This is a genomic window from Emticicia sp. TH156 (assembly GCF_002855535.1).
Classification (GTDB): domain Bacteria; phylum Bacteroidota; class Bacteroidia; order Cytophagales; family Spirosomataceae; genus Emticicia; species Emticicia fluvialis.
In genome coordinates, this window is sequence record NZ_PKRS01000001.1 from 436199 (window position 1) to 452391 (window position 16193).

Consider the following 16193-nt stretch of genomic DNA (forward strand, 5'->3'; position numbering starts at 1 on the left):
GCACTTTGTAATGAAATTTACAAATTTGTATTAACTGCAAGAACCTGGTGTTTTTTTATCAGATGTAGAGCAAGTTGTGCAACCAGCAGGTTTACAATCAGCATTATCACCCAAGCAAGCCGCTGCACCACATGCTTCACCTGCCAAGCCACCTTTTACTTTTTTCATTTGCTCTCTTGAAAGTAAAGATGCACCAATACTTATAATCATTTTTTTCATTGTTGTAAAAATTTAAAATGTTAAGATTTATTTATGGTTGATTTGCAAATCCGTTGTTGGTAAATACTTTAAGATACCTTTTAGGTCTGTTAAACGATATTGCTGAGGCAACTTATAGCCGTCTAAGTATAGAGTTGGTGTAGCCTCTACTTTGGCAACTTCACAAAAGGTTTTATGCTGTTCAATAATGTTTTCAGTCTTTTCATTTCCAATTGTACCCAATTGAGTCTGCCACTTTTCAATATTCCGTTCTTCATTTTCATACCATTGATGTAAGGCGTTTGCTTGTTGGTCTTTGGGTAATGAAAGTATTATACGTGCCACAATTCCTCGTTTGTCATCTTTATGGTTACTTGCCAAAAAAATCACTTGGCATTTCAAATTTTGGTTGGTAAATAATAATTCCTCAACAATTTTATGAGTTTTAGCACATGGCTGGCAAAATGGGTTGGTAACCATTGTAATTGTATGCTCTGCATTGGGGTTCCCGACCATGATTGTATCCATATTTAAAGGCACAAAAGGCATTTCGGGTTGCTTTTGCAATAAACTCAGAAACAAGTCAGGGTTATTTTTGAAGCGCCTCAGGTCGTTTTTCAAGGGGCTTACCTGATGGCTTTTTTGTATGAGCGGCTTTAAGAAAAGCCAGACTAAAACTGCCGCAGCCAAGCCGTATAAAACAGCGGCTATGTCAGTAAAAACTATATTCGCAAAATGTAATTTTAATTGGGGAAGAAACTTTATGTGCAGCAGAAACTCTATAATAAACAGCGATTGAATGGCCAAACACAGTGGGCACCATTGCTTTGCCACAAAGGCCTGATAATAGACCGACCAAATAGTATAAACCAAGGCGGTTGCGCCAACTGCCCAGAGCAAAAAGACTGATGCAGGATTGATTAATAAGGCTATAAAACCACCAGCAAAGTAGAAGAAGCCAACCTCTGCCCAGCTCAGCCACGAAGTAACCTGAGCCGCATTTGAACTTAAAATAGCATTGCAATTGGCTTTGCCACCCGCCTGGCAAAGGCTATTTATAAAAGGATTGTTTTTATCAATGCCTTGCCAGAGCAATAAACCGCTAATGATAACACCGGTGAATTTTGTAGCCAATAGTGCATTATAGTGCCAATCGGTTGTGAAACTATAAATAAATAAACCGATAATGAGTAATGAAGTACCAATCAGCAGGGTAGGTATGCGCAGATTCTCGATAAATTCTTTTTTACGATTTTCGTCATAATTTTTTTCGCCTGATGCTTCGGTGGTTTCGGCCATTAAAGCAACTCCATTCCATTTTCTCAAAAAATCCTGCTTTTTTTCTCTTTTTATGCCTTGCTTTGGATGTATCCACTCAACGGCATCATCTTTCACATCTTTTACCAATGCAAAAATGCCACCTTCTAAATACAGGTGAGTCAGGAATGGCACAGGCAGTGCAGCTATTTGTTCGGGCTTTATCTGTAGGGCCACGTTTTCAATGTGCCACTCGTTCAGGGCATCACTGGTAGCCAACAGGCTTGGGTAATCGGGGTGATTTTTTAAAGTTTCTTCTACAGTTTCTGCGGTTACTTTGGCACCAATTGATTTCAGATATAAATAAGTAGCCGCCACAGCATTGTCATTAGATAATGGCGTTGTAAACATGGCAAGGTTGAATTTTATAGTCAGGCAAAAGACAAATATGTGTGCTTACATGGTTAATTCCTATCAAAACACTAATAATAAAACTGATAATTCAAGAGGCAATCAGTGCAGTTTAATAATTTATCCGTTTTTGTTTGAATTTAAAAAGCTCTAATTATCATTAGATTACGAATATATGTAAATTATACATACCGAAACAATAAAAGGAAAACTTTTTATTTAACGTTACTTTTTGCTGTTTCAGAGGCCTGAATTGCAGCTGTGGTGAAAACTGGCAGGGAGAAATGCGAAGTAATTATTTATATATCACCCAATACACAGCAGTTGCTTTAGAGGATGGTTGGTAATAACCGGGCTAATGTGTCTATTTACTGTTGCGTTTGTTGATTGTCAGACAAATCATCATGTGTCTTTTTTTCTTTTAAATCAGAGCAAAACTGCTCATATTTCTGACTAGTCTTCATGATACCAAGGCTTACTAATTGGCGGGAATCGACGTACCTCACTGAGCCTTCATAATGAAAACTTATTTCAGGGTTCTTCTTGATGCCATCTTCAAAATGTTTGTAGTAAAATGCGCCGCCATAGTGTTCTCCTCTTTTTACTTCTTCGTTTACCTCACTGATGAAATCAGACAGGAATTTAGTATGAAAGACCGCCCCCTGAATATCACTGACTTTCGCACCATTAATTGCGTGCATGCCTTGTACTAAATAAGAACCTGTTAAGTTTTTGAACAGAGGAATTTTCGACAAAATATGAGGCGGATTTATTACTCCGAAAACCCTTTCTCTCATGCCTCCGGTAAATATAACAGACCTGAAATTCAAGAACCTGATTCGGTCAAAAAAACCAAAATAACTTTCCTGGTATTCTCTATCAAAGTACGGAAGATACAAGAGCGGACTCCCCCCGTCATAAGCGGAAGAACCCACTTGTTCTGCCGGATACATATCCAGCAAGAAAGTTCTAATAGCCGTAGAGCCCTCTTCTTCCATATATTGTGTCAGCGCGCGAATGTTCAGGCTTTCTGCATTTGGAAACCAAAAAAGTTCATCAATATCTACTACTACACACCAATGGTTTTTTCCGTAGTTATCCAGCAAATACTCCATCCAGTACCAATGGTTTACATAAGTTTCGGAGGTACTAAAAATATGCAGGTTCTCTTCTTTTGCAATAATTTCTTTCGAGTTATCAGTCGAGTTATTATCAATCAGAAAAAATCTGTTTACTCCTAACTGCTTATAATATTCAATAAAATGGGGCAACCGCAATGATTCATTTCTGAAAATGGCAAAGAGACGGATTTCGTTTTTGTCGTTGTTTATTGCCCCCGTATCCAAGCGCCGAATTGTGCTGACAGATTTTTTCAATTGTTTTAAATACAATCTTTTATGCTTTCTTAAAGCCATGTATTCTTTCAATTGCCTTCGCCAGGTTATCAATTGATATTTAAGGTTAGTAGGTAACATCTTATTTTTTCAGCATATCATCAAAAACTTCTCTGATTTTCGGGTCTGATGGGCGTGGGGCATCAGAATTGACAATTCTACCCTCTTTGTCCATGATTATGTATCTTGGAATAGCCACTATTTTTAGCTTTTTGGCTATCTCTGAATCATTTCCCTTTGGCAATAAATAATTATGCGTTTCTGATAACCCAATCTGTTTTATTGCCTTTTGCCATGCTACAGGGTTGTGATCCATAGAGATATAAACAAAATTAATCCCCTTATTTTTGTAATCAATTGCCAGTTTTTTTGAATCTGGCATTTCTTGTCTGCACGGAACACACCACGACGCCCAAAAATCAATATAGGTTAATTGGTTGTTAAGAATTTCAGTAAGCGTTTTTACCCGCTGACCGGTACTGATTAATTCATCAATATTAAATCTGATTTTCTTCAGACTAAGACTCTTACACAATTTATAATCATACTAAGGTTTTTGCTGGTAAAGAAAGAAATATCAATTATTTAAGTTAAAGTATTTATTAATGATTTGCTCGGTTTGTGTAGGTCCGTCTTTTACATCAAAACCTCTGATTTTATAGAGTATTTTACCATTTTTACCTACGAAAAGTGTTGTAGGAATACTTCCATCGAATTGGAAGATATCATTTTGATACGCCTTTAATTCATGAGTAATAATAAACTGCTCCCACTCCATTTTCTCTATAGTTAATGCTTTTTTCCATGCTTTTGAATCTTCATCAAGCGATACCGATGCCATTCTAAAATATGGGTTGTTTTTATTCTTTTTATAAATTTCTTTGAGCATCGGAATCTCCTTACGACATGGTCCACACCAAGAAGCCCACAGGATAAGCAACGTACTTTTTTCTCCTTTAACTAATACGGGCTTTAAAGAATTATCATTAGAAACTAATTTTGTATTAAAACTTAATATTAAACTATCTTTAATAACACTATAGCTTTTAAGTTTTTGGGCAGTATTACTTAATTGAATTTGTTTGGAAAAGAGGCTGAGAAGAGAGCTGATATTCTCTTTTGTAAATTCATGTTTATTTTTTTCTAATTCAAAAAGCAAATAAAAAGAATTGGGGAATTTTTCAATAGTTTTTTTCAGCGTCGTGTAATCTCTCCTATTGAGTGAATAAGTTGAGAAGTAAGCCTCTGTTTGTTCTCCTGTTTCTATTTCTTTATTCGGGAAAACAATCTTTAGTTTATCTGAATAAGAAATAAATTCCTCTAATTTCCCATTTATTTTTATCCCATCTTCCAACATGAAATTTGAAAGAAAATGTGGCTTCCCATTTAGGGTTAATCTTGTTTTAAATCCAAACAATCTTTTGACGTTATTTGAATCTAGGTGTTCTAAAGCTACAAATATTGGCTCAGCAAATTCTTCTTTTTTTAAAAAAAAATGGAATTTGCCTTTAATTGTTGTTGTGCTGCCAATTATAGATTTATCTAATTGAACCAGCTGTATTTCTCCATCAGGGAGGTTGTCTAAATTTCCCACTATTTTTAGCAAGTGTTTATTTGACTCATTCTTGCAAGATGAATTAATAATAAATACACAAATAAAAAGATAAAATACCTTTAACAGCTTACCCAAATTTTTCATTTCTAAATTCTCTAAGTATTTGTGTCTAAATTTTTAATTACGCTACTGCCCTACGTAAACTTCATCAACAACGGGGCATTCTTATTCATTGTTCTTTTTGCACGAAAGCACGATTAATCAGGTAAATGCAAAACTGAAAAATCTCATTGCTGCAATTTGAGTTAATGGCTTGCTATCTTTAAGCCTAAATATCTATCACTAACAACCTTTGCACCAAGTAGCGGCGTTACAATGAGACCAGCAATCATGTACTCCGTCAACTGCTTTGTATAGGTTATAAGTATTTACTTTAGGTGTCAAGTCGATATCTTACTTCTTCAACAACTCATCAAAAACTTCTCTGATTTTCGGGTCTGATGGACGTGGCGCATCAGTATTGATAATTTTACCCTCTTTGTCCATGATTATGTATCTTGGAATAGCCACTATTTTTAGCTTTTTGGCTATCTCTGAATCATTTCCATTTGGCAATAAATAATTATGCGTTTCAGATAACCCAATCTGTTTTATTGCCTTTTGCCATGCCACAGGGTTGTCATCCATAGAGATATAAACAAAATTAATCCCCTTATTTTTGTAATCAATTGCCAGTTTTTTTGAATCTGGCATTTCTTGTCTGCACGGAACACACCAAGACGCCCAAAAATCAATATAGGTTAATTGGTTGTTAAGAATTTCAGTGAGCGTTTTTACCCGCTGACCGGTACTGATTAATTCATCACTATTAAATCTGATTTTCTTTAAACTAAGGCTCTTGCGTAAGTAATTATTATACCCAGATGTTTTGCTGGTAGCATAAAAAACATTGGTTAAGCTATCATATTCATTTTTAGAAAATCTAATCAGGGTGGTTTGCTTATCGACCCAAAATAATAATTTAAACTGCAGATAATCTTTAGTATAAGCCTTAAAGTTCTGGTCAATGACAGCAAACATTTTTTTTAGTTCTATGGACTCTTTACCATACTTCAGGTAATAAAGCAGGTTTACTATACCCCAGCAACTTTTGCGATAAAAAGGCATATTCAATAAACGGTGCTGGTTCAATTCTGAAACACTCTTACTCAGTTCCTCCAGATATTTCCTGTCCCATTTTTCATAGTTGCCAAAATACGTTCTCCTATATAATTTATCATACTTAATAATGTTCATCCAATCGTTTAAAAATGCTTTGTCTAAGTTAAATCGCTCACAATATTCCTTTAAATAGTTCTCTTTGTCCTTAAATTTCCTGTCAATTTTTTCTTCTCTTAACGCATAGTTTGTTAAATACTCATTATCTAAAAAGAAAGCATTTAAGAATGTGTTTTCATTTTCTGTGTATGATTGGACTCTATAGCTATAGTCAAAATTAAGCTCTCTGTTAAATTTATCGTTTTCCGTTTTAGCCACAACCAAATCAGGCCGAGCGGTATCTACCTCAATTTCAACTATGTTACTATTGTGTCGTATTAATATATCCTGCGAGCGCCAACTTGAAGTAGAGATTAACATAGAGTCCGGAATCGAATTCAGGCCTTCGGTCAAATCATTTAAATCATCATACGTGTCCTCATAAGCCAGTAATTGGTATTTTAAAACATCTTTTTTTACCTTAACCCTTACAGAATCAATGTCAGGATTTGCCAAGGCCTTATCCTGCATTTTATTCTGCTCGATTGCACAACTAAAAAAGATAATTGCTAAAAGATTACAATAAGCAAATTTCATATTTGTAGGATTAATCTGAAATTCACAAGCTCTGATTTTCATCAAGTCTTGTAAAAAAAAAGATTCACATCATTTATTAGCAGAACAGTCATCACAGCAATAATAAACAGCTTATCCCCCACACCAGGTAATAAAAGCAGTTGCTTCATTTTTAGACACTTCAAGAATATCTTACTTCTTCAACAACTCATCAAAAATTTCTCTGATTTTAGGATCTGATGGGCGTGGGGCATCTGTATTAATAATTTTGCCTTGTTTATCCATTATCATATAGCGGGGAATAGCCGAGATGTCGAATTTTCTTATAATTTCTGACTGCTCAGCATTCGTCAGCAAAAGATTTCCCTGATTACCTAAGTTCAATTGGGTGTTAGCTTTTCTCCAAGCATCATGACTCTCGTCTATCGACAGATACAGAAATTTAATACCCTTATTTTCATATATTCGCTTTAATTGAACAGATACAGGCATTTCAATTCTGCATGGAATACACCATGAGGCCCAGAAATCGAGATAATAAAAAGCTTGTTTGTCTGTCTTGATTACTTCATTAAGATTGTCGAATTTTCTTCCATGTAAATCAATAATCTTTGCCTGCCCCGCTGCCTTATCAGATTGAAAGTAAGTAGCATGCAAAAAACTTTTGATTGAGCTGTCGACAGTTGTTTTATAAAAACGCCTCGCCAGCTTTTGGGCTTCGTTCCTGCTTTGTGAATGAACCATTCCTAAGGCGTACATAAGCACACCTGTTTTTGATTTACCTTCATAAATTTCTTCGCACTTCGCAAAATATCTGATATGATTACTGGAAGTGAAATCCTTTTCAACCAGATATTTAGCCCAATTATAAAGAAACTGAATATAGTATAGCTTATTTACCAGACTATCATTAATCAATTGTTTGTTGATATGTGTATCAACCTGGCTTTTATTTCTGCTTTGAAGCAACCCGCTATAAAAATTGTATGTTTGTCTTTGTTTGGTTTCCTGATAGAACTGCTCTGAAACGAGGTTATTTCTATAAAGGCTATCCAGGAAATGCTGACTATATTGTATGCTTTTTGTTGGACTCAGAAATTCTCCCTTCAATATCTTTGCTTTAGAGCCTTGCTCAAGCGCTACTGTATTTGAAATTTTCTGATCGAAATCATCTATTCCTATACTTTTCAGATTCAGTAAGGTGTAATAGTTCATCTCATTGAAGTTAAAACTCCGATTCTTTAATCTAAAAATAGGATAATCCTTTTTATTAACAGCAATTTCTATGACATCCCCTTTTCTGAATTCCTGCGAAATATTGAATGTAAACTCTTTATTCATTGAGTTTATAGTTACCATTAAATTGTCGCCGGAAAGAATCGAATCTTTTAATTTATTTTTATTCAGGGTAACCAGCGCATATCCATCCATAGAATTACAATTCAGTAATAGTTCTCTGGCGGTATTGGCTTCTAATGTGAAGTATATATAACCCGGAGTTTTCTGCGAGTAACCTTTGCCTGCTGAATTCTGGACAACCTTAAGCTTATCATTCTTTGCTTTATCTGCCGAACACGAAAAAAACACAAAAAGAACAAAATAAACGATCGTAAGCCAAAGTGAATGCTCCCAAATTGGCAAGCATTTTTTTTGTAAAGCGTAAGCATTACTAATGGTAAAAAAAAGTCTACACCCGGCTGATTTTCGCATTTCGTTAACGGTTGATTGGTCTGGTAAAACAAGATTTTTCGGTATCATGGCAATTGGTTTTTTGGACACTGCCCTCTCTGCACCACAGTGCCTTTCAAGAGTAAGTAGAAACCTACTTACTCTTTGTTTGAACTACTTTTAACTTATTATCCATCAGGTAAAAGTATCAAAATCATGAAACCAAAAGTATTTACCGAGTTTTAATAACTCCATTAAACTGGATAATTCCACGGGCAACGATCACAACAATAATGTGTTCCGTTTTGACCTGCCAGATATACGGCATTCTTTTTTGAAACACCATTCGAATCATAAGGGGCAGGTTTCCAATAAGTGGTTACAACTGTAGTATAGCTTTTGAGGTAGGCATCCCACATAGTATGATAAACTTTCTGTTGATAGCCGCATTGACCACCTCCCAGAATTTTTGCCATTTCTGATTTTGATAATGAAGAACTTTTGAATTTTAACAGTTTTTCCATGATTCTTAAATGTTAAATTGAGAATTATTTAAGTTTGATTTGCAAATCCTAGATTGAATTGATTCCTGACTATTTTACCCAGATCATCGGCCTGATATGTTTTAGGGATAAACCTGTTATTAAGGAATCTAACTGGTGCTTCTCTGATGTTTGCCATTTCCAACCATCTTAAATGCAGAGCCATTTGTTCTCGTCCATTTTTGTTATCATTCCTTATTCCAAATTTTGCCTCCCATTTCTCTATGTCTTTGTTATTATCGTTAAACCATTCATCCAAAGCAGTTTTTGTATCAATACCGTTGGCCTGACCCAATATCTGCGATGCAACCCTACCTCCCTCATCATGTACAGCCATTGATGCGGCCAAAACTATATCAATCTTTATATTACCATCGTTCTCTACCAACCTTTTCGCTGCAAAATAAGATTGCCTACAAGAGCCACAACCGGGGCTCAAGATTAAGAGTAAATGATTGCCGGCATCATTGTTGCCCAGTTGTATAGTCTGCATTCCATCAAAAAACGGAGGCAGAAATGCTTCTTTACTAAATATTGTATTCACAAAATCGGTGTTGAACTTTAGTTTTTGTAGTTCAAAGTAAAGACCATCTGCCCGCAATGATTTTATGAGGAGGCCTTTTATTAATACCCAGAGAACAGGGGTAACCAGAAAAGCTATTAGTACAATTTTATATGAAAAAGTAGCAGGTAAACCAGTATTTATTGGCCAGTTGAACAAAAACTCTATCCAAAATAAAACTTGAATACCAAGGCATAAGACACACCATTTCCGCACAACAAAACCCTGATAATAAACCGACCAGAGGGTAAAAGGCATCACCATAACCCCCAGAATCTGAATGAAAGGAATGGCACGTACACCATCAAATAGCAGCGCTAAAAAACCACCTGAAAAATAGAAAAAACCGATTTCTGCCCATGATATCCATCCAAATAACTTTGCCGCAGGAGCGTTTAATATAGAATCACAGTTTGACTTATTATTGAATATACACACACTTTGCAGAAATGAGTTGGTTGCATCAAAACTATACCAAACTAACATAGCAGAAAAAGTTAATCCGATAGTTTTAGTTAGCAGCAAAATGTAATACAGCTGGTTGTTATGAAATGAAATCTTCTGAAAAGTTTCAAAGCCCATTACACCCAAGATTACTAGCAGACCTACCACAAAAAATGGCAAACGCAAACGATTCAGAATTTCATTACTACGATTTTGCTTAAAGTTTAGCTCACCAGATTCTTCATTGGGCTCTATTAATAAAGTTATTCCCTGCCATTTATGAGTAAAGTTGGTAATTGATTCTTTACGTATCCCTTCAATGTCATGTCTCCATTCAATTGTATCGTTTTCAACTTTGGTAATCGTCACAAAACTGCCACCATTGTCGTCAAAATAGGCAATAGCAGGCAACGGAATTTCATAGAGCTGCCCAGGGTCAAGTCTGGTTGCCAGATTGGGTATATGCAGTTCATTCAGTATTTCACTTATACCTAGTATTGAAGTCGGATGATTATGCTGAAGAATGGCACTTTTGAGGCTTGTTTCGGTAACCTTAACTTTTGAAATGGTTAATAATTGCCAAAGTGCTTCAAATACATTTTTTTCATTCATGTTTAATTTCATAGTCCTAGCTGATTAAGTATTACCTGATTCCTTTGATGCGAATAACAGCTTTTTATTTTTTGCAAACTTTCGGTGGTTTTTTCTTTAAATACCGCATGATTTAAAAGCCTTTCAATTTTTGATTTCATATCATTTGTACGTTCATAGGCAAAATTCCCCATCAACCCTATACCATGATACTCCACCTTCAAGCCGTTTCCATTCTGGTCGTAGTGCATATCCAGTGGATAAACCAACATTGGCACCCCAAACTCAATGGCTTCTTTAATTGAACCCAAACCGCCATGGGTTATCAATAAATCGCTCTCTTTGAGTACCTCAAGCTGTGGTACTCTTGAAAAAAACCAGATGTTACCCCCTGCCTTTAACTGAGATTTGAATGTCTCAATAACAAACCGGTTGACAGATATAATAAGTTGAATATTACCAAGCTCATATATTACCTCAACCAGATTGGAGACAAAATTCAGAAGTGTTCTATCCGGCCCGGCATAATAGGTACCAAAACTGCAATAGATAATTTTTTGCCCGTTTGCCCGATGCTTTTTAATATCTGGCCATAATTCGGCAAAAGAAGTGTCCAATTCAGTATCCTGCCTTTGCGAGCGGGTACAAAGGCCCAGATAATGCTGCCATTCCTGCCTTACATGAGGCGAAAACTCAAATTCAAGCGGTGCTGCAATCAACTCCGGCACCCCCCGTAACATCTTTGTAAAATGATTTTCTTTGTCTAGCGTGTTCTCTGACACTCCGCTTTTTTGAAATATGTGCTTTTCCTGTCGCTGGTTCAGGTATGCAAGAATGCTTCGTTTAGGATGGGTAAAATTCCACCAGAAACCCGGCTTTCCTTTTGTTTTCTTAGGCTCAATTGCCCTGTTTTTTAACCAGGCCCCCTCTGATACTATCGGATAACCATTTACCCTATACGTAGACAGCATGGGATTGAAAAAAACTATATTCAGGCTTTGATTGAGTGATTTCAGTACCAGATAGTCGGTACTACTAAATATGTCAATAACAACACTTGCGGGTTTTACTACTTCTAAAATATGGCTTAATTCATTCTGGCGATACCTGAATAGCTCGTTGTTCCAATAGGCCTTTGATAAACTCCAGAAACTGACCTTTTTTTTCTTTTCAATGGCCATAAAAGTACTTTCCATGTTGAACATCACTTTTACGCCACTTTGTCTGATTGCCTTATAACCGTTTTTTTCAACTAAATCTGCCAGTATATCATCGGTTACTGCAAAGTAAATTTCGTACTTATCGGCAAGTAAATCGGCTACATACATAGCAGGCATTACGTGGCTACGAATAGAAGCCGGTATAAAAAGTAAACCGGGGAGTTTCATAAAAGTAGTTTGATAGTCACATGTAAAAGTTAAAGGCTGTTTTCTAAAAACAAACTGTTCTAAAACCTTTACAAATCAAATTTGTGGGTTTTGATTTGTAAAATCAATCAAAACACTAATAATAAAATAATAATAAATCTTAATAAAATTCTATATTTGTAATGCCCGCAGTTATTGATTTTGTACAGCTGCCTGACTATAAAGCACTTAACTTAAATACCGAATTATTAACTATTGACTATTCAAATAATATTTTTTACTTTGCGTTACTCTATTTAGTTACTGAATACTAATCCTTAACTATATTGCTGCGATGAAACCTATAGAAGAAGCTCTCTTTAATTATCAATTAGAGAAGAGATTAACACAACATGAAATGGCCGCGTTGCTCAATGTTTCGCAAGCCACCTACAACAACTGGGTTAACCAAAAAACTACTGTTGCGCCTAAGTATTATCCCGTAATCACCAAGGTTTGCGGCATAGAAGTTTCTTACCAGGCTTACGGCCAGAGGCGTGCTTATTCTATTGAAAACAAAAGCCATGAAAATGAGCTTAAATTGTATCAGAAATTTACTCAGAATTTAGAAGAACAAATTGCTTATCTGAAAGAGCGGGCGGGTGAATTGCAGTTTAAGCTGCAGGAAAAAGAATCAATTCTCAGAAGTCAGCAGGAAGAAATTAATCTGTTAAGAAAACGGCTGGTATGAACTGTGCATTTTATAACCAGCTTTTATGCGATTAATTGCCGGCAGATAATGCCCTGAAGTTAGGATACACGCTCACTTTTTTGTTTTGCTGGCCTCTTCTTCAAAGAAAGAAAACTGCAGGCTTCTTCTTTGACGCTTGGCTTTTTTATACTTTCAGGCTAAAACAGGTAAAATTAAGGGCATAATCAGCAGACTTATCTTTCTCTATTTCTTTGAGGGTCCCGGCTTTTTTGTTTGCGACAAGACCCTCTATAATTTATGGTATAATTAATAGTGAACACCTAATTGGAATCTTTTTAAACCTACGGGTGAAAACAGATAATAGTGCAAACATGAATAAACACAGATTACGCATTGAGTAAATAACTACTTAATAGGTTTATTATCTAGCACTTTTTGGAGAATAATACTGGTTTTATTATCTGAAGGACGAGGAGCAAAGTTCATTGCAATTTTACCGGCCTTGTCAATAATTAAATAATGAGGAATAGATTTTAAATTTATAGAGTTGCTTAATTTTTGTAGTTGTTCCTCTTTTAACACAACATGTAATCCCTGTAAGTCAGGATGATTTTTTAAAAACATTCTCCATTTATCTTTATCACTATCTTGAGATGCATAGATAAACACCAGGTCTTCTCTATCTTTAAATTTTTTTCTTAAGTTTATAGAATGACTAAACTCCTTTATACATGGCGCACACCAAGTAGCCCAAAAATCTACGTATATAACTTTACCTTTTAATTCTGACAACTTAATGGTAGTTCCATCATCTTTTTCTAAGCTTAAATCAGGAATACTACTATAAATTAACAATCTTAACTTATCTCTTAAAATAGCCAGATACTCTGCGTTTTTTATATATTTTTCAGATAAATAGGTTGTATCATCAGAATAATGAATAGCGCGAATCTGAGATTCCATAAAATAGAAGAGCATAAGGTCTTTAATCTCTGTATCTAATGAAAGTGAATTAATCGTATTAATTCCATTCTTTTGGTATTCAGCTATTATCAACTTTTGAGGTGTGGTTTCAAGTTCCTTTTTATTAAATTTATTAACAAATGAAGATGTGGCTAAATAAGTTGTGTACATACGCAGCATAGGTATAAACATGTTATTGCCATAAGACAAATTCTTGCTTTTTATGTCAAGCAATTCTGCTGATATTTGAAAATAATCAGGTACTTTTTCAGTCTTATCACTATAATATGATAAAGTTTTAATTAATTTTTGCCAATTGCTGTAATTTACAAACCGACTTCTTAAAAGTTTTTTATCTAAAGAAGAAACAGAAATACTATCACAAAGTTTTTGAAGCAAATCTTCATGTTTCTGAAGTAAATCCTGCAGAGCTATCGGAAATTCGGTCTCTCCATCACACCTTATTAAACTCTTACCATTATATCTGTAATTCTGAGTTAAATCATTTTGCTTTTGTAAATAATCATTAATTGAATCCCCAAATTTCACCTCCAATGGGCCATCTTTCAATTCTTTGATTGTTAAACTATAACTTTGGTTGGGTTTTAAATAGACATTTATATTTGTAGTATTAATTTTCAATAAGTAAAAGCCAGGATTGCCCGCTTTAAATTGAAAAGCATTTTTTTTAATCTCCTTTTCTGAAAAAATTATCTTGTTGCTATTAAATATTTCTTTAGACAACTGAATGGAATCAATTATCGACAACTCAGGCACTTTTATTTCAATGCTTATTTTTTGTGAATAAACTACACTGCTTATCAGCAGAAAAAAGAAAATAAGATGGCGCATAATTTTTGATATTGTAACCCTTTAATCTTCAGGAATTAAAGGGTTATAAATTGATAAGCTAAAAATGAAAATTACTGTTAAGTATGGCACGAGCTTCCTTTGGGATCTACAAAGGTGCAACCAGACCTTCGCATTAATAATTTACAAGTATTTTTGAAAAGTTAAGGTTATATTATTATTCATAATTTTTTTTTCGGTATTTATTACAAATGTGAAACCCTTTTATCTCATATACAACCAAAACACTAATAATTAAAGTGATAGTTTTTAATAAAAATGGTACCGTATAACAATAGAACCCCTAATAAACTTCAATATAACTTTCTTACTATCAATGCCTTATGCGAAACTTTGGATTTGTTATCATTTGAATAATAAGATGATAATCTTTATCTTTCGTTAGTTTTTTATGATATACTAATCCTTAACTTTATTGCTGCGATGAAACCTATTGAAGAAGTTCTCTTTAATCCTCAATTAGAGGAGAAATTAACACAACATGAAATGGCCGCGTTGCTCAATGTTTCGCAAGCCACCTACAACAACTGGGTTAACCAAAAAACTACTGTTGCGCCTAAGTATTATCCCGTAATCACCAAGGTTTGCGGCATAGAAGTTTCTTACCAGGCTTACGGCCAGAGGCGTGCTTATTCTATTGAAAACAAAAGCCATGAAAATGAGCTTAAATTGTATCAGAAATTTACTCAGAATTTAGAAGAACAAATTGCTTATCTGAAAGAGCGGGCGGGTGAATTGCAGTTTAAGTTGCAGGAAAAAGAATCAATTCTCAGAAGTCAGCAGGAAGAAATTAATCTGTTAAGAAAACGGCTGGTATGAACTGTGCATTTTATAACCAGCTTTTATGCGATTAATTGCCAGCAGATAATGCCCTGAGGTTAGGATACCCGCTCACTTTTTTGTTTTGCTGGCCTCTTCTTCAAAGAAAGAAAACTGCAGGCTTCTTCTTTGACGCTTGGCTTTTTTATACTTTCAGGCTAAAACAGGTAAAATTAAGGGCACTCCTTGCAGACTTATCTTTCTCTATTTCTTTGAGGGTCCTGGCTTTTTTGTTTGCGACAAGACCTTTTACCTCTATGCTGGTAGCCTGACTGCCATGTGTGAAGCCTAAATAACTAATTACCCTTGCCACCTGCTCATTTACGTTCAACTCTGCCAGTTTGAACTGCTGTTCAGCTGATGGCCTGTCTTTGAAACAAGAAAAATAATGCTCAATGTATAGCTCTTCCAAAGCTTGTTCGTGAGGCAAGCCATTCATACCTTTTTTTTCAATTACACTCTTAATAAACCTGCAGTCTGCATCATTTACCAGATATATGGTTCTAATGCTCTCTTCAGTAATTAAATAATTAATGACCGAATCAAAATCTTCTGCCTGCAGCAACGAAGCGCCGGGATAAGACAGAAAGAAAGCGTCGACCCCGAATCTGGATTGCAGAAAGGCCTCCATATTTGAAAACGGACAAACAATAAATAGTTTTGCGGCCATGTTTTTTTAGATGAAATTTTATCAACAACAGCTTGAGAGACAAAGAGCGCGCCGTCATTTCAGCAAGCGCGCCCTTCCATTCAATGGCACATAAATTATGCTTACATAAGCCGGGCAGATATAACGGCATCCAGCTTTATATTGCCACTTTTACTCATGACCAGATTCCTGAACTCAAACAGTTCTTTTTGTAGACCTTTTATTCTAGACTCCCGGTATTTGATGTCTTCTTCAGTGCTGTCTAAAGCAATCTTACTTTCATGATACCTGATTTTGGCATGTACCATTTGCGTTACAAGCTGCAGGGCATCATTACAGCTGAACTCGCCATTTATAAGTTGAATGTTCATATTTTTAA

General features: G+C 35.3%; 15 protein-coding genes. 2 read left to right on the plus strand and 13 right to left on the minus strand.

Going from position 1 to position 16193, the window contains the following annotated elements:
* Positions 1-30 precede the first annotated feature (30 nt).
* The 10 genes from C0V77_RS01890 to C0V77_RS01935 form a co-directional block, all read right to left on the minus strand.
* Positions 31-219 carry a hypothetical protein gene (locus tag C0V77_RS01890; RefSeq protein WP_101724609.1) on the minus strand — a complete coding sequence of 63 codons (189 nt, stop codon included), beginning with the start codon at positions 217-219 and terminating at the stop codon, positions 31-33.
* A gap of 27 nt (positions 220-246) precedes the next feature.
* Entirely contained in the window at positions 247-1866 is a 1620-nt protein-coding gene (locus C0V77_RS01895) for a vitamin K epoxide reductase family protein (protein WP_101724610.1), read from the minus strand.
* A 368-nt stretch (positions 1867-2234) separates the two neighbouring features.
* Complete coding sequence (locus tag C0V77_RS01900) at positions 2235-3242, minus strand: glycosyltransferase family 2 protein (protein WP_158237865.1); 1008 nt, start codon at positions 3240-3242, stop codon at positions 2235-2237.
* A gap of 100 nt (positions 3243-3342) precedes the next feature.
* Complete coding sequence (locus tag C0V77_RS01905; RefSeq protein ID WP_101724612.1) at positions 3343-3795, minus strand: TlpA disulfide reductase family protein; 453 nt, start codon at positions 3793-3795, stop codon at positions 3343-3345.
* 42 nt (positions 3796-3837) lie between these two features.
* Positions 3838-4854 (minus strand): thioredoxin-like domain-containing protein, encoded by a 1017-nt coding sequence (locus tag C0V77_RS01910; protein ID WP_158237866.1) that lies wholly within the window; start codon positions 4852-4854, stop codon positions 3838-3840.
* Positions 4855-5268: 414 nt separating this feature from the next.
* Entirely contained in the window at positions 5269-6711 is a 1443-nt protein-coding gene (locus tag C0V77_RS01915) for a TlpA disulfide reductase family protein (RefSeq protein ID WP_101724614.1), read from the minus strand.
* A 129-nt stretch (positions 6712-6840) separates the two neighbouring features.
* Entirely contained in the window at positions 6841-8235 is a 1395-nt protein-coding gene (locus C0V77_RS01920) for a TlpA disulfide reductase family protein (RefSeq protein WP_158237867.1), read from the minus strand.
* A 335-nt stretch (positions 8236-8570) separates the two neighbouring features.
* Positions 8571-8840, minus strand: coding sequence for a hypothetical protein (locus C0V77_RS01925; RefSeq protein WP_101724616.1), 270 nt, complete (start codon positions 8838-8840; stop codon positions 8571-8573).
* A gap of 28 nt (positions 8841-8868) precedes the next feature.
* Positions 8869-10488 carry a vitamin K epoxide reductase family protein gene (locus C0V77_RS01930; protein WP_101724617.1) on the minus strand — a complete coding sequence of 540 codons (1620 nt, stop codon included), beginning with the start codon at positions 10486-10488 and terminating at the stop codon, positions 8869-8871.
* Positions 10485-11843, minus strand: a complete 1359-nt coding sequence (locus C0V77_RS01935) for a glycosyltransferase (RefSeq protein WP_101724618.1) — start codon at positions 11841-11843, stop codon at positions 10485-10487. Before C0V77_RS01935 ends, C0V77_RS01930 begins: the two co-directional genes overlap by 4 nt.
* A 313-nt stretch (positions 11844-12156) precedes the next feature.
* Between C0V77_RS01935 and C0V77_RS01940 the strand changes: the two genes are divergently transcribed.
* On the plus strand, positions 12157-12552 hold the full coding sequence (locus tag C0V77_RS01940) for a helix-turn-helix domain-containing protein (protein WP_101724619.1): 396 nt from the start codon (positions 12157-12159) through the stop codon (positions 12550-12552).
* A 366-nt stretch (positions 12553-12918) separates the two neighbouring features.
* Here C0V77_RS01940 and C0V77_RS01945 read toward each other — a convergent pair whose 3' ends face one another.
* Entirely contained in the window at positions 12919-14328 is a 1410-nt protein-coding gene (locus C0V77_RS01945) for a TlpA disulfide reductase family protein (protein WP_101724620.1), read from the minus strand.
* A 441-nt stretch (positions 14329-14769) separates the two neighbouring features.
* Between C0V77_RS01945 and C0V77_RS01950 the strand changes: the two genes are divergently transcribed.
* Positions 14770-15165 carry a helix-turn-helix domain-containing protein gene (locus tag C0V77_RS01950; RefSeq protein WP_101724621.1) on the plus strand — a complete coding sequence of 132 codons (396 nt, stop codon included), beginning with the start codon at positions 14770-14772 and terminating at the stop codon, positions 15163-15165.
* 145 nt (positions 15166-15310) lie between these two features.
* Here C0V77_RS01950 and C0V77_RS01955 read toward each other — a convergent pair whose 3' ends face one another.
* Both C0V77_RS01955 and C0V77_RS01960 read right to left on the minus strand, forming a co-directional pair.
* Complete coding sequence (locus C0V77_RS01955) at positions 15311-15835, minus strand: hypothetical protein (RefSeq protein ID WP_143705988.1); 525 nt, start codon at positions 15833-15835, stop codon at positions 15311-15313.
* A 101-nt stretch (positions 15836-15936) separates the two neighbouring features.
* On the minus strand, positions 15937-16185 hold the full coding sequence (locus C0V77_RS01960; protein ID WP_101724623.1) for a hypothetical protein: 249 nt from the start codon (positions 16183-16185) through the stop codon (positions 15937-15939).
* Positions 16186-16193 lie beyond the last annotated feature (8 nt).

Excerpts from the sequence above, each read along its gene's own strand:
- C0V77_RS01890 (WP_101724609.1), bottom strand. The coding sequence starts at position 219 with ATGAAAAAAATGATTATAAGTATTGGTGCATCTTTACTTTCAAGAGAG.
- C0V77_RS01895 (WP_101724610.1), bottom strand. The coding sequence starts at position 1,866 with ATGTTTACAACGCCATTATCTAATGACAATGCTGTGGCGGCTACTTAT.
- C0V77_RS01915 (WP_101724614.1), bottom strand. The coding sequence starts at position 6,711 with ATGAAAATCAGAGCTTGTGAATTTCAGATTAATCCTACAAATATGAAA.
- C0V77_RS01925 (WP_101724616.1), bottom strand. The coding sequence starts at position 8,840 with ATGGAAAAACTGTTAAAATTCAAAAGTTCTTCATTATCAAAATCAGAA.
- C0V77_RS01930 (WP_101724617.1), bottom strand. The coding sequence starts at position 10,488 with ATGAAATTAAACATGAATGAAAAAAATGTATTTGAAGCACTTTGGCAA.
- C0V77_RS01935 (WP_101724618.1), bottom strand. The coding sequence starts at position 11,843 with ATGAAACTCCCCGGTTTACTTTTTATACCGGCTTCTATTCGTAGCCAC.
- C0V77_RS01940 (WP_101724619.1), top strand. The coding sequence starts at position 12,157 with ATGAAACCTATAGAAGAAGCTCTCTTTAATTATCAATTAGAGAAGAGA.
- C0V77_RS01945 (WP_101724620.1), bottom strand. The coding sequence starts at position 14,328 with ATGCGCCATCTTATTTTCTTTTTTCTGCTGATAAGCAGTGTAGTTTAT.
- C0V77_RS01950 (WP_101724621.1), top strand. The coding sequence starts at position 14,770 with ATGAAACCTATTGAAGAAGTTCTCTTTAATCCTCAATTAGAGGAGAAA.
- C0V77_RS01955 (WP_143705988.1), bottom strand. The coding sequence starts at position 15,835 with ATGGCCGCAAAACTATTTATTGTTTGTCCGTTTTCAAATATGGAGGCC.
- C0V77_RS01960 (WP_101724623.1), bottom strand. The coding sequence starts at position 16,185 with ATGAACATTCAACTTATAAATGGCGAGTTCAGCTGTAATGATGCCCTG.